The 25,517-nt window shown below is 63.6% G+C and carries 26 protein-coding genes; 15 read left to right on the top strand and 11 right to left on the bottom strand.

Features of this window, described 5'->3' with window-relative positions:
* Positions 1 to 224: 224 nt before the first annotated feature.
* Together pncA and MESCI_RS02885 are read left to right on the top strand one after the other, a co-directional pair.
* The gene (gene pncA / locus MESCI_RS02890; RefSeq protein ID WP_013528448.1) at positions 225 to 839 is read left to right on the top strand and encodes a bifunctional nicotinamidase/pyrazinamidase; all 615 of its coding nucleotides are present in this window, start codon (positions 225 to 227) and stop codon (positions 837 to 839) included.
* A gap of 27 nt (positions 840 to 866) precedes the next feature.
* The gene (locus tag MESCI_RS02885) at positions 867 to 2,285 is read left to right on the top strand and encodes a sodium:proton antiporter (protein ID WP_013528447.1); all 1,419 of its coding nucleotides are present in this window, start codon (positions 867 to 869) and stop codon (positions 2,283 to 2,285) included.
* Here MESCI_RS02885 and MESCI_RS02880 read toward each other — a convergent pair whose 3' ends face one another.
* The 8 genes from MESCI_RS02880 to gcvA all read right to left on the bottom strand — a co-directional run bounded on the left by MESCI_RS02880 (position 2,286) and on the right by gcvA (position 11,256).
* Entirely contained in the window at positions 2,286 to 3,020 is a 735-nt protein-coding gene (locus MESCI_RS02880; protein WP_013528446.1) for an ABC transporter ATP-binding protein, read from the bottom strand.
* The gene (locus MESCI_RS02875) at positions 3,017 to 3,742 is read right to left on the bottom strand and encodes an ABC transporter ATP-binding protein (protein ID WP_013528445.1); all 726 of its coding nucleotides are present in this window, start codon (positions 3,740 to 3,742) and stop codon (positions 3,017 to 3,019) included. Before MESCI_RS02875 ends, MESCI_RS02880 begins: the two co-directional genes overlap by 4 nt.
* A complete protein-coding gene (locus tag MESCI_RS02870) occupies positions 3,739 to 4,701 on the bottom strand; it encodes a branched-chain amino acid ABC transporter permease (RefSeq protein ID WP_013528444.1) in 963 nt (320 codons plus the stop codon). The genes MESCI_RS02875 and MESCI_RS02870 overlap by 4 nt, the downstream gene beginning before the upstream one ends.
* Positions 4,698 to 5,579, bottom strand: coding sequence for a branched-chain amino acid ABC transporter permease (locus MESCI_RS02865; RefSeq protein ID WP_013528443.1), 882 nt, complete (start codon positions 5,577 to 5,579; stop codon positions 4,698 to 4,700). Before MESCI_RS02865 ends, MESCI_RS02870 begins: the two co-directional genes overlap by 4 nt.
* Before the next feature lie 218 nt (positions 5,580 to 5,797).
* Positions 5,798 to 7,102: an ABC transporter substrate-binding protein gene (locus tag MESCI_RS02860; protein ID WP_013528442.1), complete on the bottom strand. Its 1,305-nt coding sequence runs from the start codon at positions 7,100 to 7,102 to the stop codon at positions 5,798 to 5,800.
* A gap of 128 nt (positions 7,103 to 7,230) precedes the next feature.
* Positions 7,231 to 8,670 (bottom strand): hypothetical protein, encoded by a 1,440-nt coding sequence (locus tag MESCI_RS02855; RefSeq protein WP_013528441.1) that lies wholly within the window; start codon positions 8,668 to 8,670, stop codon positions 7,231 to 7,233.
* A gap of 170 nt (positions 8,671 to 8,840) precedes the next feature.
* Positions 8,841 to 10,145 (bottom strand): nicotinate phosphoribosyltransferase, encoded by a 1,305-nt coding sequence (pncB, locus tag MESCI_RS02850; protein WP_013528440.1) that lies wholly within the window; start codon positions 10,143 to 10,145, stop codon positions 8,841 to 8,843.
* A gap of 136 nt (positions 10,146 to 10,281) precedes the next feature.
* A complete protein-coding gene (gene gcvA, locus MESCI_RS02845) occupies positions 10,282 to 11,256 on the bottom strand; it encodes a transcriptional regulator GcvA (protein WP_013528439.1) in 975 nt (324 codons plus the stop codon).
* Between the two features lie 206 nt (positions 11,257 to 11,462).
* Here gcvA and speB point away from each other — a divergent pair, with 206 nt between their 5' ends.
* The 4 genes from speB to MESCI_RS02825 all read left to right on the top strand — a co-directional run bounded on the left by speB (position 11,463) and on the right by MESCI_RS02825 (position 14,720).
* Positions 11,463 to 12,524 carry an agmatinase gene (gene speB / locus MESCI_RS02840; RefSeq protein ID WP_013528438.1) on the top strand — a complete coding sequence of 354 codons (1,062 nt, stop codon included), beginning with the start codon at positions 11,463 to 11,465 and terminating at the stop codon, positions 12,522 to 12,524.
* Between the two features lie 82 nt (positions 12,525 to 12,606).
* Positions 12,607 to 13,413 (top strand): transporter substrate-binding domain-containing protein, encoded by an 807-nt coding sequence (locus MESCI_RS02835; RefSeq protein WP_013528437.1) that lies wholly within the window; start codon positions 12,607 to 12,609, stop codon positions 13,411 to 13,413.
* 6 nt (positions 13,414 to 13,419) lie between these two features.
* The gene (locus MESCI_RS02830; protein WP_013528436.1) at positions 13,420 to 14,076 is read left to right on the top strand and encodes an amino acid ABC transporter permease; all 657 of its coding nucleotides are present in this window, start codon (positions 13,420 to 13,422) and stop codon (positions 14,074 to 14,076) included.
* Positions 14,073 to 14,720, top strand: a complete 648-nt coding sequence (locus MESCI_RS02825) for an amino acid ABC transporter permease (protein ID WP_013528435.1) — start codon at positions 14,073 to 14,075, stop codon at positions 14,718 to 14,720. The genes MESCI_RS02830 and MESCI_RS02825 overlap by 4 nt, the downstream gene beginning before the upstream one ends.
* A 22-nt stretch (positions 14,721 to 14,742) precedes the next feature.
* On the opposite strand, the gene MESCI_RS02820 is transcribed toward MESCI_RS02825, so the two are convergent.
* The 3 genes from MESCI_RS02820 to MESCI_RS02810 all read right to left on the bottom strand — a co-directional run bounded on the left by MESCI_RS02820 (position 14,743) and on the right by MESCI_RS02810 (position 17,539).
* The gene (locus MESCI_RS02820; protein WP_013528434.1) at positions 14,743 to 15,558 is read right to left on the bottom strand and encodes an oxidoreductase; all 816 of its coding nucleotides are present in this window, start codon (positions 15,556 to 15,558) and stop codon (positions 14,743 to 14,745) included.
* 95 nt (positions 15,559 to 15,653) lie between these two features.
* Entirely contained in the window at positions 15,654 to 16,919 is a 1,266-nt protein-coding gene (gene fabF / locus MESCI_RS02815) for a beta-ketoacyl-ACP synthase II (protein WP_013528433.1), read from the bottom strand.
* Positions 16,920 to 16,960: 41 nt separating this feature from the next.
* Positions 16,961 to 17,539 carry a TetR/AcrR family transcriptional regulator gene (locus tag MESCI_RS02810; RefSeq protein WP_013528432.1) on the bottom strand — a complete coding sequence of 193 codons (579 nt, stop codon included), beginning with the start codon at positions 17,537 to 17,539 and terminating at the stop codon, positions 16,961 to 16,963.
* A gap of 80 nt (positions 17,540 to 17,619) precedes the next feature.
* On the opposite strand from MESCI_RS02810, the gene MESCI_RS02805 reads away from it, so the two are divergent.
* The 9 genes from MESCI_RS02805 to MESCI_RS02765 all read left to right on the top strand — a co-directional run bounded on the left by MESCI_RS02805 (position 17,620) and on the right by MESCI_RS02765 (position 25,516).
* Complete coding sequence (locus tag MESCI_RS02805) at positions 17,620 to 17,979, top strand: hypothetical protein (protein ID WP_013528431.1); 360 nt, start codon at positions 17,620 to 17,622, stop codon at positions 17,977 to 17,979.
* Between the two features lie 86 nt (positions 17,980 to 18,065).
* Entirely contained in the window at positions 18,066 to 18,524 is a 459-nt protein-coding gene (locus tag MESCI_RS02800; RefSeq protein ID WP_013528430.1) for a nuclear transport factor 2 family protein, read from the top strand.
* Positions 18,525 to 18,831: 307 nt separating this feature from the next.
* Positions 18,832 to 19,590 (top strand): ABC transporter ATP-binding protein, encoded by a 759-nt coding sequence (locus MESCI_RS02795; RefSeq protein ID WP_224620866.1) that lies wholly within the window; start codon positions 18,832 to 18,834, stop codon positions 19,588 to 19,590.
* Positions 19,577 to 20,308, top strand: coding sequence for an ABC transporter ATP-binding protein (locus MESCI_RS02790; protein ID WP_013528428.1), 732 nt, complete (start codon positions 19,577 to 19,579; stop codon positions 20,306 to 20,308). The genes MESCI_RS02795 and MESCI_RS02790 overlap by 14 nt, the downstream gene beginning before the upstream one ends.
* Positions 20,305 to 21,207 (top strand): branched-chain amino acid ABC transporter permease, encoded by a 903-nt coding sequence (locus MESCI_RS02785; RefSeq protein WP_013528427.1) that lies wholly within the window; start codon positions 20,305 to 20,307, stop codon positions 21,205 to 21,207. Before MESCI_RS02790 ends, MESCI_RS02785 begins: the two co-directional genes overlap by 4 nt.
* Complete coding sequence (locus MESCI_RS02780) at positions 21,204 to 22,253, top strand: branched-chain amino acid ABC transporter permease (protein ID WP_013528426.1); 1,050 nt, start codon at positions 21,204 to 21,206, stop codon at positions 22,251 to 22,253. Before MESCI_RS02785 ends, MESCI_RS02780 begins: the two co-directional genes overlap by 4 nt.
* Positions 22,250 to 23,428 (top strand): ABC transporter substrate-binding protein, encoded by a 1,179-nt coding sequence (locus tag MESCI_RS02775; protein WP_013528425.1) that lies wholly within the window; start codon positions 22,250 to 22,252, stop codon positions 23,426 to 23,428. The genes MESCI_RS02780 and MESCI_RS02775 overlap by 4 nt, the downstream gene beginning before the upstream one ends.
* 2 nt (positions 23,429 to 23,430) lie before the next feature.
* Positions 23,431 to 24,189 (top strand): cyclase family protein, encoded by a 759-nt coding sequence (locus MESCI_RS02770; protein ID WP_013528424.1) that lies wholly within the window; start codon positions 23,431 to 23,433, stop codon positions 24,187 to 24,189.
* Positions 24,190 to 24,259: 70 nt separating this feature from the next.
* Complete coding sequence (locus MESCI_RS02765; RefSeq protein WP_013528423.1) at positions 24,260 to 25,516, top strand: cysteine desulfurase-like protein; 1,257 nt, start codon at positions 24,260 to 24,262, stop codon at positions 25,514 to 25,516.
* Position 25,517 lies beyond the last annotated feature (1 nt).

The raw sequence follows: 25,517 nt of genomic DNA, 5'->3' as shown, positions 1-25,517 counted from the left end.
GGTACTTCGAAAGATCCTTCCAGCACAGGGGTCGGAAAATTCATTCGTATGCAAATGATATCAAGCTGGCAGGATTTGTCAAAGCCGGAGTTTGCCGCGGCGCCGCCGGCACGCATTTGTTATGGCTTGAGAGGTTGACGCGGCCGGCCATCTGGTCAAGTTTCTGCGTCCGGTCGCGTCAGCGGCATTTTCCACTGGAGCCTGCATACGGAAGAGGAAAGCCCATGGCCGACGAAGCGCTTGTCGTCATCGACCTGCAGAACGATTTTTGTCCCGGCGGCGCGCTGGCGGTTGCCGGCGGCGACGAGATCGTGCCGCTGGTCAACGACCTGATCCGGCGAACCGACCATGTCGTGCTGACGCAGGACTGGCATCCCGCCGGTCACTCCAGCTTTGCTTCCAGCCATCCGGGCGCGCAGCCCTTCACCATGATCGAAATGCCTTACGGCCAGCAGACGCTGTGGCCGGACCACTGTATCCAGGGCAGCCTGGGCTCGGATTTCCATTCCGGCCTCGCCTGGACCAAGGCCGAGCTCGTCATTCGCAAGGGATTTCGGCCTGATATCGACAGCTACTCGGCCTTCTTCGAGAACGACCGCACGACCCAGACCGGCCTTGCCGGCTACCTCCGGGAGCGCGGCATCGACACGCTGACCCTGGTCGGGCTGGCGACCGATTTCTGCGTCGGCTTTTCGGCGCTGGATGCCGTCAGCCAGGGCTTCAAAACCACAGTGCGGCTGGATGCCTGCCGCGGCATCGATCTCAACGGTTCGCTCAATGCCATGCTGCAGCGCATGCGCGACGCCGGCGTGAGGCTCGAAGACCCTTTGTCGGACTGACGGATCGTGAGGCGCAAGAGGGGCTTTTTGTGGGTCGCGACGAAGGCGGCAATCGTTGTGGCCGTGCTGTTTCCGGCACAGGCTTTCGGGGCGGAGGAACACGGCCTGCCCGGCGCTTCGATGTCGCTGTGGTGGGCGCTGCCCTTTGCCGGGCTGCTGTTGTCGATCGCCACTGGTCCGCTGCTGTTTCTTCATGTCTGGGAGCATCACTACGGCAAGATCGCGGCCCTTTGGGGCGCTCTGGTGGTCCTGCCGCTGGCGGTTGCCTTCGGTGTCCCCACAGCGACCGAAGCGGTGCTGCATGCGTTGCTCACCGAATACATGTCGTTCATCATCCTGCTGTTTGCGCTGTTCACCATTTCCGGCGGCATTCTCCTTGCCGGCAACATTCACGGCACGCCGCTGGTGAATGCCGGCCTGCTGCTGGTCGGCGCGCTGCTGGCCTCGGTGATCGGCACGACCGGTGCCTCGATGATCCTGATCCGGCCGATCATCCGCGCCAACGATAACAGGCCGTTCAACGCCCATGTCGTCATCTTCTTCATCTTCCTGGTGTCCAACATCGGCGGCTCGCTGACGCCGCTTGGCGATCCGCCGCTGTTCGTCGGCTTCCTGCGCGGCGTCGACTTCTTCTGGACGACGACGAACCTCTGGCGCGAGACGCTGTTCGTCGGCGGTGTCGTGCTGGGCATTTTTCTGGTGATCGACAACATCCTGCACCGGCGCGAGGCTGGCGCGCCGAAGATCAAGGACCCGACACCGGATACCAAGGTGCGCCTGCGCGGCCTGGCCAACCTTCCGCTGCTGGGGGGGGTGATCGGCGCCATCCTGCTATCGGCGGCTTGGAAGCCGGGCGTCAGCTTCTCCGTGTTCGGCGTCAGCCTGGAACTGCAGAATCTGGTGCGCGACGCCATGATCCTGGCGCTCGCCCTCGTTTCACTTGTCATTTCGCGCAAGGAATACCGCGAGGCCAATGGCTTCAACTGGGGTCCGATAGCAGAGGTGGCCAAATTGTTTGCCGGCATCTTCATCTGCATCGTGCCGGTCATCGCCATCCTCAGGGCAGGCCATGAGGGTGCGCTGGCGCCGCTGGTGTCGCTTGTGAGTTCTTCCTCCGGCCAGCCCAACGATCTCGCCTATTTCTGGCTGACCGGGGCGCTGTCATCCTTCCTCGACAATGCGCCGACTTATCTGGTGTTCTTCGAGCTTGCCGGCGGTGACCCCCGGCACCTGATGACGGAGTTCGCTTCGACGCTTGCCGCGATCTCGGCCGGTGCGGTGTTCATGGGCGCCAACACCTATATCGGCAATGCGCCGAACTTCATGGTCTACGCCATCGCCCGACATCGCGGCGTGAAGATGCCGGGCTTTTTCGGCTATATGGCATGGTCGGGCCTGATGCTGATCCCGACATTTTTGGCAGCGGGTTTTCTGTTCTTCGGCTGATCAACCCACGCCGACATAACGGCGCACCGCTGACGGATCGGCGCGCAGTTCTTGGACATCGACCGTCTCGCGGTTGCGGCCGTTTTCGATGAAGGCGACGCGGTCGGCGACCGAAAGCACCGCATCGACACGCTGTTCGACGAGGATGGTCGAGACGCCCATGTCGCGCAGCTTCGCCACCGTCTCGCGGATCTTGGCGATCATCGACGGCATCAGCCCTTCGGTCGGCTCGTCGAGCAGCAGCACCTGCGGTTCAAGGCAGAGCGCACGCGCCATCGCCAGCATCTGCTGCTCGCCGCCGGACAGCGTACCGGAGCGCTGCCGCAGCCGTTGGCGCAGTAGCGGGAACAGGTCGAGCACGTTTTCACGCGTCGCCTTGCCCTTGCCGCGCGCCATCAGGCCGATCTCGATGTTTTCCGCCACCGTCATCTCGGCGAACAGCCGTCTTCCTTGCGGCACATAGGCAATGCCGGCCTTGGGCACCTCGTGCGCCGGCAACCCGGTCAACTCCTGGTCATCGAGCCTGATCGAACCGGCACTTGCGGGAACCAGCCCCATGATGGCTTTGAGCGTCGTCGTCTTGCCAGCGCCATTGCGGCCGAACAGGCACAGCACCTCGCCCTTGTTCAGCACCAGGTCGAGGCCATAGAGCACCTGGACCTCACCATAGAAGCAGTCCAGCCCCGCGATGGTGAGTGCTTGAGACGTCGCCTCGGCCTTGTTTGTCTCGGTCATGGGGCCGTCCCCAGATAAGCTTCCTGCACCGCGGCGTTGTCGCGGATCGCTTCAGGCGTGCCTTCGGCGAGGATCTTGCCGGCGTTGAAGACGGTGATGCGGTCGGCCAGTTGCATGACGACAGGCATGTTGTGCTCGATCAGGAGCACAGTGGCGTTTTTGGCGATATCGCGCACCAAGCTGATGAAATTGTCGATCTCGCTGTCGGCCAGGCCTTGCGTCGGCTCATCGAGGATCAGCAGGCGCGGCTTCAGCGCCAGGCCCATCGCCACTTCCAGCAGGCGTTGATGGCCGTAGGACAACTGCCCGGCCGGCATGTGGGCACGATCGGCCAGGCCGGTGCGTTCGAGCGCCGACATGACGCCAGCCCGCACCGCACCCTTCGAGCGACCATCGCTCAAGGTCCGCTGCACCGGCAGCGCGACATTGTCGTAGGCCGAGAGATTGGCAAACACGCTGGTGATCTGGAACGTGTAGGCGATGCCCCGGCGCACCCGGACACAGGCCGGCTGGGTGGTGATGTCGGTCCCGTCGAAGACGATCATGCCGGAAGACGGCTGGATGCGGCCGCTGACCAGGCTGACGAAAGTGGTCTTCCCGGCCCCGTTGGGGCCGATGACGGCGCGGATTTCGCCCGGCATCAAGGAGAAATCCACACTGTCGACGGCACGCAGGCCGCCGAAGTCGCGAGAAAGGCCCTTGGTTGTCAGCAGCGGCATCATGGCAGCCACCCAAGCCAGCGCTGCCTAATGCTGCCCAGAATGCCTTTGGGGAAGAACAGCACCAGAAGGATCAGCGCGATGCCGACGATCAGCAGATAGGCGGAGGTGTAGCCGCTGGTGATATCGATGACATAGTACATGAACAGCGTGCCGATCAGCGGCCCGAGCGTTGTTGCAGCACCGCCCAGCAGCACCCACAGCAGCGGCAGGATCGAATACTGCACCGACGCGAAGCTCGATCCGACATAGCCGAACAGCAGCGCATAGGCGGCACCCGAGGCCGCGCAGATGATGCCGGAGATGACGACGGCGGCGAGCTTGTTCGAAAACGTGTCGTAGCCGAGCATCTTCGTGCGCTCCTCATTCTCGCGGATGGCGACCAGCACGCGGCCATACCGGGAGCGGACGATGGCCAATGTGACGAGAAGCACGATCGAAAACAGCGCCAGCGCCGTCATGTAGCGAACGGTCGGATTGGTGAGCTCGAGCGATGTCGCGCCGAAGCTGAGCACCCGCGCCGGCTGCGGCACGACCATGCCCTGGTCGCCGCCGGTCCACGTCGCGAAGTAGAGGATGAGGAGGTAGAACACTTGCGCGAACATCATGGTGACGATCATGAAGGCGACGCCCGTGGTGCGCAGCGCCAGCAGGCCGATCACGAGTGACACAACAACACCACAGGCAAGCCCCGCGGCGAACGCCGCTGGTACGCTCCAGCCGAGCTGGATGACGGCAAGGCCGGCGCCATAGAGCCCGGCGGCAAAGAACATGGCATGGCCGAGGCTGAGCAGGCCGACATAGCCGAACAGCATGTTGTAGCCCATGGCGAACACTGCCAGCACCATGATGCGGGCGAGCAGGCCGTGATAGTATTCCGGCAGAAGGAAGCTCAGCACGAAAAGCAGCCCGACGACGCCGAGATGCAGGGCATAGGCTTTTACCGGCGAAGCTTCGCTCATCGCGACCTCGTCCCGAACAAGCCTTGCGGACGGAACACCAGCACCATGGCGACCAGCAGCGTGGCGATGATCTTGGCCAGCGTCGGCGAGAAGAACATCGAGATGATGCCGTCGGAGAGACCGATCAGCACGGCGGCGACGACCGTGCCGCGCAGCGAGCCGAGGCCGCCGATGATGACGACGATGAAGGAGAGCAGCAGCGGGTCCTGCCCCATCAGATAATGCGCCTGGCTGATCGGCACGATCAGCACTGCGGCAATGGCCGCCAGCATGGCGCCAAGCGCGAAGACGCCGCCATAGACGCGGCCGACGGGGATGCCGAAGGCCTGCGCCGTCTCGCTGTCATACTGCGTGGCGCGCATGACGAGGCCGATCCTGGTGCGCGTCAGCACCAGCCATGTCGCGGTGAGCAGCAGCGCGGAGGCGGCGATGACAGACAGTTTGTAGCCGGAGTAGCCGAACCACGGCAAAAGGATACGGTAGCTGAACGGCGGCTCCACCGGCCGCGCCTCCGGACCGTAGAAGGTCAGCGCCAGCTGCTGGATGATGTAAAGCATGCCGATGGTGGCGACGATGGTGGCTTCCGGATTGTAGTTGAGCCGGCGCAGCACCAGCCGTTCGGCGACCAGCGCAATGGCGCCGACGATCAGCGGAGCAATCACAAGTGCGGCCAGGAAGCCGAGCGCGGGGTGGCCGCCAATGGCTGTGGTGATCGCCCAGGCGAGCACGGCGCCCAGCATGAAGAACTCACCATGCGCGACATTGACGACACGCATGACGCCGAACACCAGCGATAAGCCCAGCGCCGTCAGAGCCAGCACGGCGGAGGTGACAAGGCCTTCGAGGGCGGCGAGGAGGAGGTGGGGTCCGAAGTGCATCGGCTAGACACCAGCGGATGCGCGAGGCACCCCCCTCTGCCCTGCCGGGCATCTCCCCCTCAAGGGGGGAGATCGGCTGACATCGCGGTTTTCGCCAATCTCTGCCGTAGCAAGACCGGGCGAAACGTCAAAACTGCCAATCTCCCCCCATGAGGGGGAGATGTCCGGCAGGACAGAGGGGGGCGGCTTGGCGCTCACGCTGATTGGCGCAGCTAAACCTACAGCGCCTGCGTCGTGTAATCCCCCTCGGCCTCGTAAAGTCCGTCCTCGATCTTGGTCTTGTGCACGACCTTGAGCTTGCCGCCTTCGATCTTGGAGATGTTCTGGATGCCAAAGCACTGGTGGATCTTGCCGTTGAAGGTCTTCGGTCCCTGCGGATGTTCCGGACCTTCGGCGAACTCGGTCAGCGCCTCGGTCGCCTCGACCAGCTTGGCGCGGTCTTCCGGTCCCTTGTAGCCGGCGTCCTCCATCGCCTTCTTGACGACGTAGAGCGTTTCCCAGCAGCCGAACATGTGGGCTGCGGTGGAGACGTCCTTGGGGTCGCCGACGGCGGCGCCATTGTCGTCGATGCCGACAGCAGCGCGATAGGCCTTCTGCGCCTCGGAATCATCGGCCTGCGCATAGCGCGGCGAACCTTCCCAGAAATGGCTGCCGTCGAGGAATTCGAGGCCGGGGCTGTTGATGTCGGTGGCCTCGAGCGAATCGATGAAGCCGAACAATTGCGGCCGGTTGGAGCCGTAGAACTCACCAAGCTCCTTGACGAAGGTGAGCACGGCCGGGCCGACCATGACGTGGTAGATCACCTCGGTCTCGGCCGGGATCTGCGGAAAATACTTGGTGAAGGACGATTCCGTCGGCGGGATGGCGATCTGCGCGATGACCTCGCCGCCTTGCGCCTTCAGCGCCGGCGGCAGGTAGTCGCGGTGGTCGTAGCCGAAGGCGAAATCCGGGAAGATCTGCGTCACCTTCTTGCCGGCGTTAGCCGCGATCCACGGCGCCATCGACTGGATCTGACTCTTCACGTCGGTGATGCCGGGCTGGAAGACATAGCGGTTCAGCTTGGTCGAGGCGACGTGATGGCCTTCGCTGACGACGAAATAGGGCATCTTGTTTTCGCCGGCGGCGGGCGCCGAGCCGATGACGACATGCGAGAACAGCGTGCCGAAGACGATGTCGGTCTTGTGCTGGGTGGCGAACTTGCCGACCACCTCGGCGCCACGGCCGGGATCGGTGCCGTCATCCTCGATGATCACCTCGACCTGACGGCCATTGATGCCGCCGGCGGCATTGATCGCCTTGACCGCGGCAGCCGTGGTCTTTTCGTACCAGCGGCCATAGGCAGCGCCGATGCCGGTGCGGTGCGACTGGAAGCCGATCTTGATCGGCGCCGAACTCTGCGCCTGGGAATAGCGGACGAAGCCAGGGGCAAGGCCGAGGCCGGCGCCTGCGGCCAGACCTTTCAGTGCGGTGCGGCGGGTGAGCGTGGATCTGGAGAGATCGAAAAACCCATTCTTGTCAGTCACGGCAGTTCCCCTGTTTTTGAGTTTTGACTGGCTGCAACGAGGCAAAAAATCGCATGTGTACAAACTAAATCACCAAAGCCCCGACGTGGCAAGCGGGCTTTCCCCGAAGGCATACTGGTCGCCTTTTCTCATCCGACAGTCGGCGTGGCAAGCAACCAGAGGCCGAAGACGGTGTAGGCGATCATCAGCAAGGTAAGCGGGAACTGGCTGAGGGCCGCGCGGGAGGGCTGTGGGTGCAGGCGCCAGGCGAAGCCGTGAGCGACGAGGACGGCGAGCACATGGCCCAGGATGATGGCGCCGGCCTGGATATTCCACAGCCACCACGCAGAGTCCGCCCCCGCAACGATGCCGGCCTCGATCTGCATATCGGCGGTGCCGAACAGGTTCCAGCCCATCGCGAACGGATCGGAAAGTGCCGCAAGCGCATATTGGCCGTCGACGAGCAGCGCCGTCAGATAATGCGCAATGTGATAGGCAAGCGCGATCGGCACGATCGACCACACCAGCTGACCGGCCGCCTGGTTAAGAATGTGGTCGCTGCCGGCAAGACGTTGGCCGAGCCAGACGGCAAGCAGGAACACCGCCGCCAGCAGCGCGAATGTCAGGATCAGCCCGAAAGTGCCGCTGCCGATCACCGCCGTGCGGCCGGGAAATTCGAGCGGGTTGATGCCGAACAGGCCGAGCCAGAAGAAGGTTTTCGACAGGCCGTCGAAGGACACCGACGACAGGGCGAGCAGCAGGAAAGCCATGCCGCTGGCCGGCAAGGGCTCCGCGGCCAGCAGCTTGGCGCCCGGCCAGCACAGGGCAAGCCGGCCATGTTCGTTCCGTACCACAATTGCGAAACGCGCCACCATGGAGAAGAAGACCGTCAGGAATTCGCCGCTGCGGCTCCAGCCGCGATAGCCGAACGCCAGCATGGCAATGAGGGTGAGCAGCCAATAGAAGCCGGCAGCATATGCCAGCCGCGCCGGATCGTCGGGCGCCGGATCGATGAGTTCGAACCAGGCAAAGGCGAAAAACAGGATGAACGCTGGCCAGCAACCGAGCCATCGGGGAAGCCGCGGTATCCCTTCATCGCCCGCGCGCAAGAGACGTGAGATCAGACGCCAGGGCCCGTACCAGGGATTGAGCCACGACCAGAGGTCGCCGAAGACGCCCTGCAGCAGCGTGAGGCCGGCCCACATCAGTGTCCAGATCAGCAGCGGCAGCGGATTGGAGAGTGGGTCGCGGCTGCCGAACAGGCCGGCGGCAATGAGATTTGCAAAGCCGGCAAAGGATATCAGACTGACGGCGGTGCGGGCGCCGTCGCTGATGGTGAAGAGTTGCAAGCGCCGACGCCAGAATTTGTCGAGAGCCACGGGCGGCAGCAGGGCCAGCACGAGGAAGCTGACGGCCACTGCAAAAGCGCCGCCGGCGAGATAATAGCCGGTCGGCAGCAGCAGGACATGACCACGGTCGGAGGCATGGGCGAAGGCTGGGGTGGGGAGGAGGGCAAACAGCGCCGCAGATAATAACGCCAACAGCTGATGGCAGTGCTCTACGAGGCCCCCCTCTGTCCTGCCGGACATCTCCCCCTCAAGGGGGGAGATCGGCAGAACGGCCTGTTGGCGCCATTCTTCAAGCGTTGGAGATTGGCGAAAGCAGAGACCAAGTCCAATCTCCCCCCTTGAGGGGGAGATGTCCGGTAGGACAGAGGGGGGCGCCAAGGAACTCGGCCTATCCAAGAACCCCGGCACCCTCACACCTTGACCAATTGCTCCACCCGGTCCTTCTCGCCAAAAATCCTGAGATACCGCTCGATCTCTTTCACATCGCCGGTCGCCTTGGCCGGATTGTCCGACAGCTTGACCGCTGGCCTGCCATTGGCCTCGGTGACCTTGCAAACCAGCGATATGGCGTCGAGGCTGTTGGTTTCCGTCGGCGCGCAGCCTTCGAAATCATTGGTCAGATTGGTGCCCCAGCCGAACGACATGCGCACCTTGCCCTTGAAGTGGCGATAGGTCTCCTCGATGGTCTCGACCTCGAGCCCGTCGGAGAAGATCAGCAGTTTCTGCTTGGGGTCCTTGCCCTTGTCGCGCCACCAGGACAGGATTTTTTCGCCGCCTTCGATCGGCGGCGCGCTGTCGGGGCGAAAGCCCGTCCAGTCGGCCACCCAGTCCGGCGCATCGCGCAGGAACGATGCTGTGCCGAAGGCGTCGGGCAGCACGATCAGCAGATTGCCGCCATAGTAGCGCTGCCAGTCCTGCAGCACCTTGTAAGGCGACTGTCTCAGCTCTTTTTCCGAGTCGGCAAGCGCGGCAAACACCATCGGCAGCTCATGTGCGTTGGTGCCGAGCGCTTCGAGGTCGTTGTCCATGGCCAGAAGCACGTTGGAGGTGCCGGTGAACGCCTCGCCGATGCCTTCCTTCAACGCTTCGACACACCAGCGCTGCCATAGGAAGGAATGGCGCCGGCGCGTGCCGAAGTCAGAGATGCGGATGCCGGGCAGCGCCTTCAGCCGCTCGGTCTTGGCCCACATCTTGGATTTGGCGCGGGCATAGAGCACGTCGAGCGCGAAAGGCCCGAACGCCCGCATCGCCGCGCGAGATCGGAGTTCATTGATGATGGCGAGCGCCGGGATTTCCCACAGCGTGGTGTACATCCACGGCCCGCTGAAGGTCAGTTCATACTGCCCGTCGCACTTCGACAGCTCGTATTCGGGCAGCCGGAAGCCTTCCAGCCAGGCGAGGAATTCCGGTTCGAAGATCTGCTTGCGGCCGTAGAAATTGTTACCGCCGAGCCAGATCATCTCCTTCTTGGAGAAGCGCAAGGTGCGGGCATGGTCGAGTTGTTCGCGCAATTCGCCCTCGTCGATCTCGTCGGCAAGGCGCACCGAGGTCGTGCGGTTGATCAGCGAGAAGGTTGCGTCGACCTTGGGATACATGCCCCAGATCATCTGCAGCATCAAAAGCTTGTAGAAATCCGTGTCGAGCAGGCTGCGCACGATCGGGTCGAGCTTCCAGGTGTGGTTGTAGACGCGCCGCGCAATATCGGTCTTAGCCATGTTTCAACACCGCCTTCGCTGCCTGCCATCCACAATTGCGACAGGCCTCATAGCATCGAATCGGCCGCAACGCTGCCCGCTTTCAGGCTGGCCCGACAAAAAGAGCTGCCTGCATGCGGCGGCGCGCAGCCCGGCATCAGCTTGCGGATTTGCCGCCCATCACCCTGAGCGCCGGACGCTTGCGGCGGCTGACGATGCGGCCGGCCACAGGGGCGTCGGCGCGCCCGTCGTCCGCCGCTTTCTCGGCAAACAGCCAGTCGATGAACACCTGCACGATCGGCGTCGCCCGCATCTCGTTGCGGCAGACGACATAGAAATCGTCGACCGCCGGCACCGACAGGCTGAATGGCGCGACCAGCATGCCCCTGGCCAGCAGCGCGCTTGCCGTCACCGAGTCGCCCAGCGCCACGCCATGGCCGTGCACCGCTGCCTCGGTCGCCATACGCGCATCGCCGAGGTGATGGCGGCGGCCCCGCTCCAGGTCCAGCGCATCGGCGGCAGCCAGCCAGGTGTGCCATTCGCGGCCGTCATCGCCATGCAGGAAGACATGATCGGCGAGATCCCTGACGCTGCGGATCGGCCGGTTGTTGATCAAGGTCGGGCTGACCACGGGGAACAGTTCGAGGCCCGACCATTTGCGCATCCAGCAATCGGTCCAGCTGCCGTCGCCATAATGCACGCAGACATCGATATTGGGCGCCCGCAAATCCTTGGGATCGTTGGACGGAATAAGCGTCAGCCTTATGTCGGGATATTGCGCCATGAAACTGCCGAGCCGCGGTGTCATCCACAGCAACAGTAGCGCCGGCACGCAGGAGACCGAAAGTGTGCCGCTGCTCGCCGGCCTTGTCATGCGCTGGGTGGCGGCGGCGATGCCGTCGAACGCGGTCGACACCGCCGGCAGAAGCTCCGCGCCATGCGGTGTCAGCTTGACCCGCTGGCCGACCCGCTCGAACAGCTTGACACCGAGCGACTGCTCGAGCGCCTTGATCTGGTGGCTGACGGCGCCATGCGTGACGTTCAGCTCAGTGGCCGCCTTGGTCAGTGAACCATGGCGAGCCGTTGCCTCGAAGGCGCGCAGCGGATTGAGCGGTGGCAGGCGCTTGGTCATGGTACCACTTTGTTGTGAGATTTTCTCACAGAAAACACCCTAACAATATCAATTGATTTTTCAATGCCACTGCCAGACACTCGAGTTCAGAACAGCATCAAGACATGAAATCTGCAGGCAGCCAGCGGGACAGCGGCCCGGCCGGATGACGGTCGGTTCGCAGGCGTCACCCGCGCCGGCACTGCATCAGCCCAGGAGGAGCGGACATGGGATACGATCGCGGCAAGCTCGATGCGTTGCGTCGCAAATATGGTGAAAGCCATGGCGGCGAGATGTTCGACCCGAAATTCCGCAAGGTCGCCGACAAGATCTTCTCCAAGAGCGGCACGCGGCTGGCGCCCTATTCAGGCATCCCGACCTTTCTCGCCGCGCCCTACCGCGAAATATCGGCCGACAATCCGGATTTCGGCGATTTGCAGGTGGCGATGATCGGCGTGCCGATGGATCTCGGCGTCACCAACCGCCCAGGCTCGCGCTTCGGGCCAAGGGCGTTGCGCGCCATCGAGCGCATCGGGCCCTACAATCACGTGCTGGAATGCGCGCCGACGCATGAGCTCAGGGTCGCCGACATTGGTGACACGCCGTTCCGCAGCCGCTACCGGCTCGAGACCAGCCATGAGGATATCGAGCGCCGCACCAACCAGATCGTCGATGCCGGGGTCATTCCGCTGTCGATCGGCGGCGACCATTCGATCAGCCATCCAATTCTGAAGGCCGTCGGCAAGAAAGCTCCGGTGGGGTTGATCCATATCGACGCCCACTGCGACACCAGCGGCCTGTTCGACATGACCAAGTTCCACCATGGCGGCCCGTTCCGCAACGCGGTGCTTGACGGCGTGCTCGACCCGACGCGCACGATCCAGATCGGCATCCGCGGCTCGGCCGAATATCTGTGGGAGTTCACCTACGAGTCCGGCATGACCGTGGTGCATGCCGAGGAGGTGACCGGCCTCGGCATTCCGGCGATCATCGAGAAGGCGCGCAAGATCGTCGGCGACGGCCCGACCTATGTGTCCTTCGACATCGACAGCGTCGATCCGGCCTTCGCGCCGGGCACCGGCACGCCGGAGGTCGGCGGGCTGACGACGCGCGAAGTGCTTGAACTCCTGCGCGGCCTCAAAGGTCTCAACATCGTCGGCGGCGACGTCGTCGAGGTGGCGCCGCAATACGACTCGACCACCAACACGGCGCATGCCGCCGCACAGGTGCTGTTCGAGATACTGAGCCTGATGGTGTTCAGCCCGGCGATAACAGGCAAGGGCGCCTGACGTCTAGAAAAGCAAAGGCAGCCGCCGCGCTGGAGCCGGCGGCCGACCCGAACAAACAAAGCTTCCAGACAGGGGAATGACAATGACAATCCGTAAGACATTTGCCTCCATCGCCGCCGTGCTGATGCTCGGCACGGCCGGTTTCGGCCTCGCAGTTCAGGCCGCTAGCGCCGATGCGCTGGCGGACATCACCAAGGCCGGCACCATCAATGTCGGCGTCTTCGCCGACTTTCCGCCCTTCTCCTCGGCCAGCGCCGACATGAGCCTCAAGGGCTATGACATGGATGTCGCGCAATACATCGCCGATACGCTCAAGGTGAAGCTCAATCCCATCGCCGTCACCGGCCAGAACCGCATCCCGTATCTGAACGATCATCGCGTCGACCTGCTGATGAGCGTCGGCTATTCGAAGGAACGCGAGCAGGTCATCGACTTCGCCGCTGCCTACGCGCCCTACTACATCGCCGTGATCGGTCCGGCAGCGCTTGCCGTCAAAGGCAAGGAAGACCTCGCCGACAAGTCGATCGCCGTCAATCGCGGCACGCTGGAAGACACCTCGCTCACCGAGGCAGCACCGGCATCGGCCGACATAAAGCGCTTCGACAACTACAATTCGGTGATCCAGGCCTTCATCTCCGGCCAGACGCAGCTGATGGTCGTCGGCAACGACGTCGGCGCGCAGGTGCTGGCCAAGCAGGACGCACTGAAGCCGGAGCAGAAGTTCCAGCTTCTGACCTCGCCTTCGCATATCGGCCTCAACAAGAACGAAGACGGCCTGAAGAAGGCCGTCAACGATGCGGTCGCCAAGATGCTGGCCGACGGCAAGCTGGACGAAAGCTCGAAAGCCTGGCTGAAGACGCCGCTCAATCCCGACAATCTCAAGGATTGAGTTTCCGTGGCCTTTGGCTGGCTCCCGGGTGCCCTGGGCGACATCGCGCATGGCGCGGCCACGACGATCCTGCTGATCGCCGTGACCACGCTGGCCGGAACGCTGCTCAGCATCCTGGGTGCCGCGGGGCGGCGAAACGGCCCGGTGCTGCTCAAGCGGGCAATCGCCTGCTATGTCGAGGTGATGCGCAACACGCCGTTCCTGGTGCAGTTGTTCTTCATCTTCTTCGGGCTGCCCAGCCTGGGCGTCCGGCTCGACCCGCTCCTGGCCGCGATGCTGGCGATGACGCTCAACATGGCGGCCTACACCATCGAGATCGTCGGCGCCGGGCTTGACGCCGTGCCCGGCGGGCAGACGGAAGCAGCGCTGGCCCTTGGGCTGCGGCCACGCCAGGTGTTCGTCAAGATCGTGCTGCCGCAGGCGCTCAAGATCATCTACCCCGCGCTCACCAGCCAGATCGTCATCATGATGCTGGAGTCCGCCGTCGTGTCGCAGATCGCCGTGCGTGAGCTGACCTACGAGGCCGACATGCTGCAGGCACGCACCTTCCGCTCCTTCGAGACCTATTTCGTCGTGACGCTGGTCTATCTCGCTCTGTCGATGGCCTTGCGCCGGCTGCTGATGTCAGGCGGGCGCCGCGCGCTCGGAGCCGGTGTGTCATGATCGAGTTCACCTTCTGGGACATCGTCCGCAACCTACTGCTCGCCGCCCGGTGGACGGTGCTGCTATCGCTGGCCGCCTTTATCGGCGGCGGCATCGTCGGCATGATCGTGCTGTTCTTCAGGATCGCCAAGAATAAGTGGAGCAGGCGTGTCGCCTCCGGCTACATCGCCCTGTTCCAGGGAACGCCGCTCTTGATGCAGCTGTTCCTGATGTTCTTCGGCCTACCGATGCTCGGCCTGCGCATCGAACCCTGGACGGCGGCGGCGCTCGGCCTCACCTTCTTCGCCAGCGCCTATCTTGCCGAAATCTGGCGCTCCGGCGTCGCGGCGCTGCCCCTCGGCCAATGGGACGCCGGCGCCAGCCTCGGCTTGCACTATCTGCAGGAGCTGAGGCTGATCATCCTGCCGCAGGCGTTTTCGATCACCCGCGCACCCACGGTCGGCTTCCTGGTGCAGCTCATCAAATCGACGGCGCTGACCTCGATCATCGGCTTCGAGGAGCTGGTGCGGACCTCCAACGCCATCAACAATGCGACCTTCGAACCGTTCAAGGTATACGGGCTGGTGGCGCTGATCTTCTTCGTCATGTGCTTTCCGCTGACGCAATACGCCCGCAGGCTCGAGAAACAGGCGGCTGCTCGCTGACGCGCCAAGGCAGCGCCCGATTTCAGACCGGCAACCCAAGCTGCTTGCGCAGGCTCTTGTCGAATGCGGATGCGGGGACGAAACGGCGCAGGAAACTGACCTGGCGCGCCATTTTTCCCGCCGCATAGCGTTTCTTCGGCGCGGGATCGGTCGCTGCTGCCAAAATGGTCTTGGCGACCACTTCGGGCGCATCGCCTTTTTCCATCGATTTCCGCACTGACATAGTCATCCCGGCGCGCGCGGAGTCGTAGATTTCGAGCGACCGGTCGGGGGCGGCAAGATTGTCCTCGAATGATGTGCGGGTATAGGCGGGCTCCACCAGCGAAACGCGAATGCCGAAGGGGCGCAATTCGTGATCGAGCGACTCGGAATACCCTTCGATGGCGTGTTTGGTCGACGAGTAAAGCGCGAAATAGGGAGCGGGGATGAACCCCTGTACCGAGCTCAAATTTACGATTCTGCCCTTCCCTTGGCGCCGCATTGCCGGCAGCACCGCGTTGGTCACGCGCAAGACGCCGAAGACGTTCACGTCGAACAGCGCCTTGGCCTGGGCGGTCGAGGACTCCTCCGCGCCGCCAAACAGCCCCATGCCGGCATTGTTGACAAGCACGTCGATGCGTCCGGCCGCGGCCAGAACGTCATCGACCATTGTCGCGACGGACGCGTCGTCGGTCACGTCGCAGGTCAGCATGGTCACGCCGGCGGATTGCTGTGAGGCCGTGCGACGGCTGGTTCCGAAGACGCGAAAGCCGGCGCCTAGCAAGGCGTCGGCGGTAGCGCGCCCGATGCCGGAGGATGCCCCTGTGACAAGGGCGACGCCGGGATTGGTCTTGTTCATGGATTCATATCCTTCTTTGCGTTGGATCGGATTGGGAAAAGCATTGAGAGAGGCCGGGGCAAAGGGCGTCGGTCATGACTGCGTCTGGCCACCGGTTAGTTCCAGCGTCTGAACAGGGCGCTGGCATTCACGCCGCCAAAGCCGAAGCCATTGGAGATCGCGTACTCCATCTCCATGGGCCGGGGCGCGTTGGCGACGAAGTCGATTCCGTCGCCGGCCGGATCGGCCTCGCCCAGGTTGAGGGTTGGCGGGGCGACCTGATCCCTGAGCGCCAGGATTGCGAAGATCGCACCAAGCCCGCCGGCCGCTCCGAGCAGGTGTCCGGTCGCCGATTTCGTGGCACTGACAGCTATCGCGAAATCGCGCCCGAACACGCTCTTGATCGCTTCGATCTCACCCAGGTCGCCGACTGACGTGGAGGTCGCATGCGCATTGAGATGACGAACGTCGCGTGGCGAAATCCCTGCCTGGGCAATCGCGATCTGCATGGCCCGGCGCGCGCCGTCGCCGTCCTCTGGCCCGGAGGTGACGTGATGGGCATCCGCCGTCGTGCCGTAGCCGACGAGCTCAGCAATCGGTTTTGCGCCGCGCGCCAACGCGTGGCTCAACGCCTCGATGACCAGCACGCCGGCCCCTTCGCCCATGACGAAGCCGTCCCGCGATGTGTCGAAAGGGCGCGAGGCTTGGGCCGGCGCCCAATTGAAGCCGGTTGAAAGAGAACGAGCGGCGGCGAAACCGCCGAGACTGACGGTATTGATGCACGCTTCCGTTCCGCCGCACACGGCGATGTCGGCTTCGTTGGCGCGGATCAGGCGGGCGGCGTCGCCGATCGCCTGGATGCCCGCCGCGCACGCCGTCACCGGTGCGCCGAGTGGACCTTTGAAGCCATGACGGATCGAGATGTGGCCCGCCGCGAGGTTCACCAGGAAGGACGGCACCGTAAAGGGAGACAGGCGGCGGGCGCCACGCAGGTCCACCGTGCGCACCGCCTCGGTGATGGCCGGGAACCCGCCGACACCTGAAGCGATGATCGTGGCCGTGCGCAGGCGATCCGTCTCCAAGGCAGGCTTCCATTGCGCCTGCGCAAGCGCCTCTTCCGCCGCCGCCAGCGCGAAGAGAATGAACCGGTCTACCTTGCGCTGATCCTTCGCGGACAGGACGGCATCGGCATCGAAACCAGCCTCGGGGTCTTCGCCCAGGGAGGGAACCACGCCGCCAATCTTAGCCGGCAGCTCTCCCACCACATCGTCAGGAAGCCTGCGAACGCCAGACCGGCCGGCAAGCAGGCGTGACCAGGACGCTTCGACATTGGCGGCAAGGGGCGTGACCGCACCCATGCCCGTGACGACAATCCGTTCCATCTGCTCTCCTATCCTTGCTGTGCTGGCGCTGCTCGCGCCGTTCAAGTAGCGACTGCTTCGCGAACCTGATCGGCCGCCGCATCCAGAAAAGCCTGCGCAAGGTCGGGGTCGTTGACGACCCGCGACAACACGACCGCGCCGACCATCGTCGAGAGAACGGCCATTGCCTTGTTGCCGGTCTTTTCGCTGTCGCCCTCGCCAACCCAACCGCCGAGCATCCCGAGGTACGCCTTGATGCCGGCTTCGAATGATGCCTTCACCTCGGCACCTTGCCTGGCCGCATCCGAGCCGAGCGCAACGACCGGGCAGCCGTCCATCTTTTCTCCGCGATGATCCATGCTGAGGTAGAATGAGATCACCCCGTCGAGCGGGTTCCCGGGATTTGCCGCGGTCGCGGCCGACCATTTGTGGGTGGCGCTTTCCATAGCCCGCCTGGACGCCAGCGCCGCCAGATCGTCCTTCGACTCGAATTGCTTGTAAAAGGCGCCCTGGGTCAGCCCGGCCCCTTTCATCAGATCCTTGAGGCCGATGCCGTCGAACCCGCGCTCCCGAAAAAGCCGGCTTGCCACATTGATCACGGTCTCACGGTTTTCCGCGGCCTGAGTGCGACTTACACGCATCGTCATCTCCTTTTTTAGATTGCATTCGTAATCTATACCCTATATAGAGGGTGAACGCAATCTAAAAAAGGACAAATGAGATGATCCGCAAAACCTTGGGCGCCTCGCTGCTGGCGGCGCTGTTTCTTGCAACCCCGGCTCTTGCCGAGGAAGCCACCATCGGGCGCCCGATCGAAGGCGGTAGCCTGCACCAGGGACACCTGGACATGGTGGCCTACTACGTTCCGCGCGGCGACCTGCTTGAGGTCACCGCCACTTTCGCACCGAAGGCCGGGGGTGATCCGCTGCGGGTTGTCATGGGCCTCGCCAACAGTGACTCCGTGGCGTTTTCCATACCTGGCCACCCGGGCTCGCTCTACGCGTTCTCAAGGTCCGGTGAGGAGGTGACGGTCTCGACCGAGACGGACACATCCCTGCGAGCCGACGCGACAATGCCCTGACCTGACGCGCAGGCCGCGGCCGAGCGATGCTGGCCGGGGTCTCGCGTCGGAACGGCGCGCCACCGATAAGTTTGGAGAGAGGTCACATGCTTTACAGCTATTTTGTCGAGAAATCGATCCGGCAGAGCTTCGACGACGTCAACAACCATCGCTGGGATGCGGCGGTGAAGGCCATCGCGCCGCATGTCCATCACCGGGTTGGTGGCGCACACGCGCTTGGTGGCGAGCGTCACGACAAGCAAGCCCTGCGCCGGTGGTTCGAGCGCCTCGGCCGTGTTCTGCCCACTCTCCATCTCACGGTCAACCACGTGTGGGTGAAGGGCTGGCCCTGGCATACCACCGTGTTTGCCCAGTGGGATGGCACCGCTACCCTGCTCAATGGCGATACGTCCTACGTCAACCGTGGTCTCCACGTGTTCACGCTGCGGTGGGGCAGGGTTCATGCGCTCGAGGAATTCTACGATTCACAGGCGGCGGCGCGCGCTCTCGCCGCCCAGGCCGCAGCCGGCCTCGAAGAGGCTGTCGCCGAACAGATAACAAGCTAGCACAAGCGCGGTCCGAGGACGCCCAAGGTCTACGGGCCGGTGGCGCCGATCGTCTTCGTCTCGTGCCTTGCGCCCACGCACTATGCGCGCAGGCTCGAGAAGCGAGCGCTGGCGCGCTGGACTGCAGGCCCTGCATCGATGCCGGTGCTGTCGCGGCAACGGTCGAGCCGAGGCAGGCATACAGCTTTCCTCTTGGGAATAGGACTTGACATCTTGCCGTTCGAATTGTCCATTTGAAGCTTGACCGGGCCGAACGGGGCGGCGAGGGACAGGGGCAAACCGGCGGGTGGATAGACAGTCGAGTCGAGTGCTGTTGAGGACGGTCGGGCTGACAAAAGCCTTTCGAGGGCTAGTTGCCCTGCGTGATCATTCCATCGAGCTCCACGAACGTGAAATCATTGGGGTAATCGGGCCGAATGGCTCGGGCAAGAGCACGCTTTTCAACCTGATCACCGGCTTCTCCCAGCCGAATTCCGGTAGCATCGAGATGGAGGGCCGGTCGATCGTCGGCCTGCGCACATCGCAGATCGTCGCGATGGGCATCGCCCGCACCTTCCAGGGCTCTCGCCTGTTCGGCAGCCTCAGCGTCGCGCAGAACGTGCTGACGGCGGCGCAGTTGCGCCATCCTGTCGGCGCCGCCGATACCGTGCTGCGCGGTCGGCGTTATCGCGAGCGGGTGGCCGCGACCCGGCAGAAGGCCGACGAACTCCTCGACCTCATGGGCCTGACAGATCAGGCCGGCAGGGTCGCCGCGGATCTTCCCTACGGCGATCAGCGGCGGCTGGAGATTGCGCGTGCGTTGGCGACCGGCCCGCAACTGCTGTTGCTCGATGAGCCCGCTGCCGGTCTTGATTCCAACGAGACCAAGGTGTTGGCAGCGCTGATCCGGACGATCCGTGACCGCTATGGCGTAACGGTGGTCGTTGTCGAGCACGACATGGACCTGATCATGGCGCTGTGCGAACGCATCCAGGTGCTGGCGACTGGCGAGGTGATCTGCGTCGGAACACCGGAGCAGGTACGCGAACACCCGAAAGTGCGGGAGGCGTATCTTGGCCACGCCTAGCCCCGTTCTGCTCAGTGTCGAGAACCTCGAGGTCAATTTCGGCGCGGTGCGTGCGCTGAAGGGCATTTCGCTCGACGTCCATGCCGGCGAGGTGGTGGCGTTGGTGGGCGCCAACGGCGCCGGCAAGAGCACGACCTTGCGCACCATTTCCGGCCTGTCGCGGCCGCGCGGCGGCAGGATCATCTTCGATGGCAAGCCGATTGGAGGTGTCGCTCCGTCGCGCATCGTAAGTCTGGGCATCGCGCAGAGCCCGGAGGGCAGGCGCCTGTTCGGCGGCCTGACGGTGGCTGACAATCTGCGGCTCGGCGCCTGCACCCGCACCGACAAGGATGCCATCCTCAGAGACAGCGAGCGCATGTTCATGCTGTTCCCGATTCTCAAGCAGCGGCTGAAGCAGCTGGCCGGGACGCTGTCGGGCGGCGAACAGCAGCAGCTTGCTTTGGCGCGCGCGCTGATGGCGGCGCCGCGCCTGCTGCTGCTCGACGAGCCTTCGCTCGGCGTTGCGCCGCTGCTGGTGCGCCACATCTTCAGCGCGCTTGCCGAACTGAAGCGCCAGGGCATGACGATGCTTCTGGTGGAACAGAACATCACGCTCGCGCTGGACCTCGCCGACCGCGCCTATGTGCTGCGCACGGGCCAGGTGGCGCTGTCTGGCCGGTCCGCGGAACTGCGCGACAGCGAACGCGTGGCGCAGGCATATCTCGGGGCGGCAACATGACCCAGCTGGACTATATCCTGCAGCAGATCGTCAATGCGGTGAGCCTCGGCAGCCTCTACGCACTGGTGGCGGTCGGTCTGTCGATCGTCTTCGGCGTCCTCAAGCTCACCAATTTCGCGCATGGCGACGTCATGATGGTAGGTGCCTTCGGGGTTGCCTTGCTGGTCGGCATCGGCGTTCCGTTCCCGGTCGCCGTGATCTGCGGCATCGCCGCGGCCGCCGTCGCCGGCTTCCTCATCGAACGCATCGCCTATCGCCCGATCCGCGACGCGCCCGACGTCGCGCGACTGCTGACCAGCCTCGCCGTCACCTACATCATCGAGAATGTCGGCATCCTGGTGTTCACCTCCTCGCCGCGCAATTTTCCACTCCCCGATATTCTCAACACCTCCTGGGAAATGTCGAACGGCGCCATCACCTTCACCAGCATCAATCTCCTGACCATCGCGCTGACCTTCGTGTCGCTGCTGCTCCTCGGCTGGTTTATCACGCGCACCACGACTGGGCTCGGCATGCGCGCCGCAGCCGAGGACATGTCGGCGGCACACCTTGTCGGTCTGAACGTCAACCGGCTGATCATCGTCGCCTTCATCGTCGCATCCGCCTATGCCGGCCTCGCCGGCATTTTGTGGGCGGCGCAGGCCGGCGTGGTGCAGCCGCAGATGGGCTTCACGCCGCTCCTGAAGGCTTTCGTGGCGGCAATCATCGGCGGCTTCGGGTCGATCGCGGGCGCCCTGGTCGGCGGCTACATATTGGGCGCGCTGGAGATCTTCATCGTCGCATTCCTGCCGAGCAGCGTCTCGTCTTATCGCGACGCAATCGTCTTCGCCGTGCTGATCGCCTTTCTCCTGGTGCGCCCGGGCGGGCTGCTCCAGCCAAACCGGGAGATAAAGCTGTGAGCCGGGAAGCGCGGATCACACTCCTCGTCCTCGTCGCCGTGGTGGCGGGAGCAGTTGTCGCTTTCGGTGCGCCGCACGTGCTGAGCGACTATTTCGTCCGGATTATCCTGCTGATCGCGCTGAATGCAATCCTGGTGCTGGCGCTGTCGCTGAGCAACGGTTTTACGGGCGTGTTTTCGCTCGGTCATGTCGGCTTCATCGGCGCCGGCGCGTATATTTCGGGGATCCTGTCGATCCCGGTGCAGCAGAAGATGGCACTGCTGCCGCATCTGCCGGGGTTTCTGCATGCTTTCAGCCTCCCCTTCCTGCCGGCGACGCTGGTGGCAGGCGTTCTGACGGCACTGCTTGCGGTGGTCGTCGGTTATCCCTTGATGCGCCTGTCGGGCTATTTCGTTTCGGTGGCGACGATGGGATTCTTGATTATCGTCAACGTGGTGCTGATCAATGCGTCGGATTTCACCCGAGGCGCCCGCACGTTTACCGGCGTGCCGCTGGAGACGACGTTGCCCTGGGTGATGGGTTGGCTCGCCATCACGGTGTTCGTTCTGGCACGCCTGGTTTATTCGCCTTTCGGGCGCGCCATGAAGGCGGTGCGCGACGACACGATCGCGGCCAGCGCTGTCGGAATCGGCGTGTTGCGGACCAGACTGATCGCCTTCGTCATCGGCGCGTTCTTCTCGGGCGTCGGCGGGTCGCTCTATGCGCATTATCTCGGCTCGTTTTCGCCGAACACGTTCTACTTCGCGCTGACGATGAGTCTGATCACAATGCTGGTGCTGGGCGGCATGGGCTCCCTGACCGGCGCGGTGGTCGGCGTCATCTGCGTTTCGCTGTTGTCGGAGGTCCTGCGCTCGGTCGAACGCGGCTTCACGATCGGCGATTTCGCGGTGCCGGCCCTGTTTGGCGCCAGCCAGATCGTGCTCGGCTTCATCTTCATTCTAGTCATGATCTTCCGGCCGAAGGGGATCATGGGGGACCGGGAACTTACGTTCGGATCAACCCAAAGATCGGCAACGGTGAACCAGACAGAGGAACGAAAACGATGATCAAACTCACTCGACGCGGTACCATCGGCCTGGGACTGGGCGCATTCTTCGCGCTTGCCTCGGCCAGCACGGCACTTGCTGCCGACACCATCAAGATCGGCTATCCGGCAAACCTGACCGGCATCCAGGCCTCGCTCGACGGTCCGATGCTGAATGGCGCCAAGCTGGCAGCGAGCGAAATCAACGCCGCCGGCGGCGTGCTCGGCCAGCAGATAGAACTGGTGATCTACGATTCCAAGAGCGATTCGACGACGATCTCGACCGTCGCCAGCCAGTTGATCGACAGCGACAAGGTCGTCGGCATCATCGGCTTCGCCGATTCCGACTCGGTGCTGGCCATCGGACCGCAGGTCCAGACGGCGCAGATACCGTTCATAACGCCAGGCGCGACCTCGCCGAAATTGCCTAGCCAGCTCGGCAACGAGATCTTCCTCGCCGCCTTCGGCGACAACGTTCAGGCTGCGGTTGGCGCGGAATTTGCGCTGAACAAGCTGAACGGCAAAACCGCCTACCTGCTGACCGACATCGGCACTGAATACACAACGCTGCTGTCGGACTACTTCGTCACCGCCTACGAGCATGGCGGGGGCAAGATTTTGGAGCGCGACACCTACAAGATCGGCGACAAGACCTTTACCGCGCAGATCGCCAAACTGAAGGCGCTGTCGCCGCAGCCCGACTTCGTCTATGCCTCGTCGAATGCCGAGGAAATCGGCCTGATCTTGAAGCAGATGCGCCAGGCCGGCATCAACCTGCCGGTGGTCGGCGGCGACGGCTACGACACGCCCTTGCTGATCCAGGTCGGCGGCGACGCGGCCAAGGACACCTACTTCACCACCCACGCCTACATCGGTGAGGGCGCCACCCCGAAGGTGCAGGCCTTTATCGACGCCTACACCAAGTCGGTCGGCAATGCCCCGGAGAACGCGTTCGCTGCGCTCGGCTACGACTCGGTCAAGCTGATGGCCGACGCGATCAAGCGTGCCGGTGCGCCGGATCCGGCCAAGATACGTGACGCGCTGGCCGCTACGTCCGGGCTCGACGGCGTGACCGGCACGATCACCTACCGCCCGGGCATTTCGGTGCCGGACAAGTCGGTTTCGGTCATTGGTGTCAAGGACGGCAAGCTTGTCCTGGCAAGTGAAGCGGCACCGACCTTCGTCGCGGAGCCGTGATCTTGTCCACTCCGGGCTCGCTTTGGGACATCTACAGGTCGCGGCTCTCCGCCGCGACCTTCACCGACCTGACGCATGCGTTTCATCCGGGTCAGCCGCATTTCCCGGCCTTCCCGGACGAGGAGCGCAGTGCGTTGCTCGATTTTTCGAAGGGCGATGCCTTCCAGGTCCACCACTACGCCTTCGTCGGACAGTGGGGCACCCATGTCGATCCACCGGTGCACTTCATCGACGGCGGCCGCTCGATCGACCAACTGCCGGTGGCGGAGATGCTTCTGCCGCTGGTCATCCTCGACATCAGCGACAGGGTCGCCGCCGATCCCGACGCGACGCCGACGCTCGACGATATTTCGGCCTGGGAGACGCGGAACGGCCGTATCCCGGAAAAGTGTTTTGTCGCACTTCGCACCGGCTGGTGGCCGCGCTGGCCGGACCCCGTGGCATTTCGGAACAAGTCGGCCGACGGTATCTCCCATGCGCCGGGTTGGTCGAAGCCGGTGCTGGAGGAACTTTTGGAACGCCGCGGTGTCGCTGCGATCGGGCACGAGGGCATGGACACTGATCCCGGCCGTGCCACTTCCGCAGGTGACGCAAGCCTGGAATACTATGTGCTGTCGCGCGACTGCTGGCAGATCGAGCTCTTGGCCAATCTCGACAAGGTGCCCGAAGCCGGCGCGTTGATAATGGCAAGCTGGCCAAAGCCAAAGGCCGGATCTGGCTTCCCGGCTCGCGCTGTCGCCATCCATGAAGCGGCCGGCTGAACGCGTGAAGCCGCTGCTGGCGACGGTCTAGGGGCCGCCGCACAACGATCATCAGACACGGAATTCAGACATGGATATAGATACAGTCCGCGATGCTTTTCCGGCGATGGCGAGAGGTGCCGAGCCGAAGAAGCGGATTTTCTTCGACAATCCCGCGGGAACCCAGATGGCGAGCCGTTCGATCGAGCGTATGACGCGTGCCATGATCGAAACCAACGCCAATCTTGGTGGCTATTTCGAAACCTCACTCGCGGCCCAGGCGATGGTCGACGACGCGCATCAGGCGATGGCCGATTTCTTCAATGCCGCCGACCGGCGTGAGGTGGTGTTCGGCCAGAACATGACAACTCTGACTTTCGCCGTCTCGCGCGCCATCGGCCGCGATCTGAACGCCGGCGACGCCATCGTGCTGACGCGCATGGATCATGACGCCAACGTCGCACCCTGGCTGATGCTGGCGGAGGATCGGGGGCTTGAAGTACGCTGGATCGACCTCGATCCAAAAACCTTCGAACTCGACCTGTCGACGCTGGAGGCGACTATCGACGAGGACGTCAAGCTGGTCGCTGTCGGCTATGCCAGCAACGTTACCGGCACGATCAACGACGTGAAGCGGATCGCGCAGCGCGCCCGCGCGATCGGGGCGCTGAGCTATATCGACGCGGTGCAGTTCGCGCCGCATGGGGTGATCGACGTCCAGGAGATCGGCTGTGATTTCCTGGTTTGCTCGGCCTACAAATTTTTTGGACCGCATCACGGGGTGTTGTGGGGCCGTTTCGATCTGCTGCAGGCGCTGACCGCCTATAAGGTGCGCGCGGCTTCCAATACGCCACCTGGAAAATTCGAGACGGGAACGACAAGCCGCGAGGCGCTTGCCGGGGTGCTTGGCGCCGTCGAGCACTATGCCTGGCTCGGACAGTCCTTCGGCAACGTCCACCCGCAGGCGACGCGGCGGGAGCGAATCGTCGCCGGCATTGAAGTCGCCGACCGTTATGAGCGTGTCCTGACAGCACGGCTGATTGCCGGATTGTCCAGAATTGATGGCGTCTTGATCCAGGGCATATCCGATGTGGCGGCGCTGGCGCGCCGTGTGCCTACCGTGTCGATCACCGTTGACGGAACCGATCCCGCGGACATCGCCAAGGCGATGGCAGAGGAAGGCATCTATCTCTGGCACGGTCACAATTACGGTTTGGAGCCAATCAAGCGGCTGGGGCTTGCGGACCGCAACGGTGTCGTCCGCATCGGGCTGGCTCATTACAACACCGAGGCGGAAGTCGATTTCCTGCTGGCGAAGCTGGCGGACTGGATGAAGACGCGGACCTGAC

It is taken from the genome of Mesorhizobium ciceri biovar biserrulae WSM1271, assembly GCF_000185905.1.
In the GTDB taxonomy this organism is placed as follows: domain Bacteria; phylum Pseudomonadota; class Alphaproteobacteria; order Rhizobiales; family Rhizobiaceae; genus Mesorhizobium; species Mesorhizobium ciceri.
This window is presented reverse-complemented; position numbering and strand designations above follow the sequence as displayed.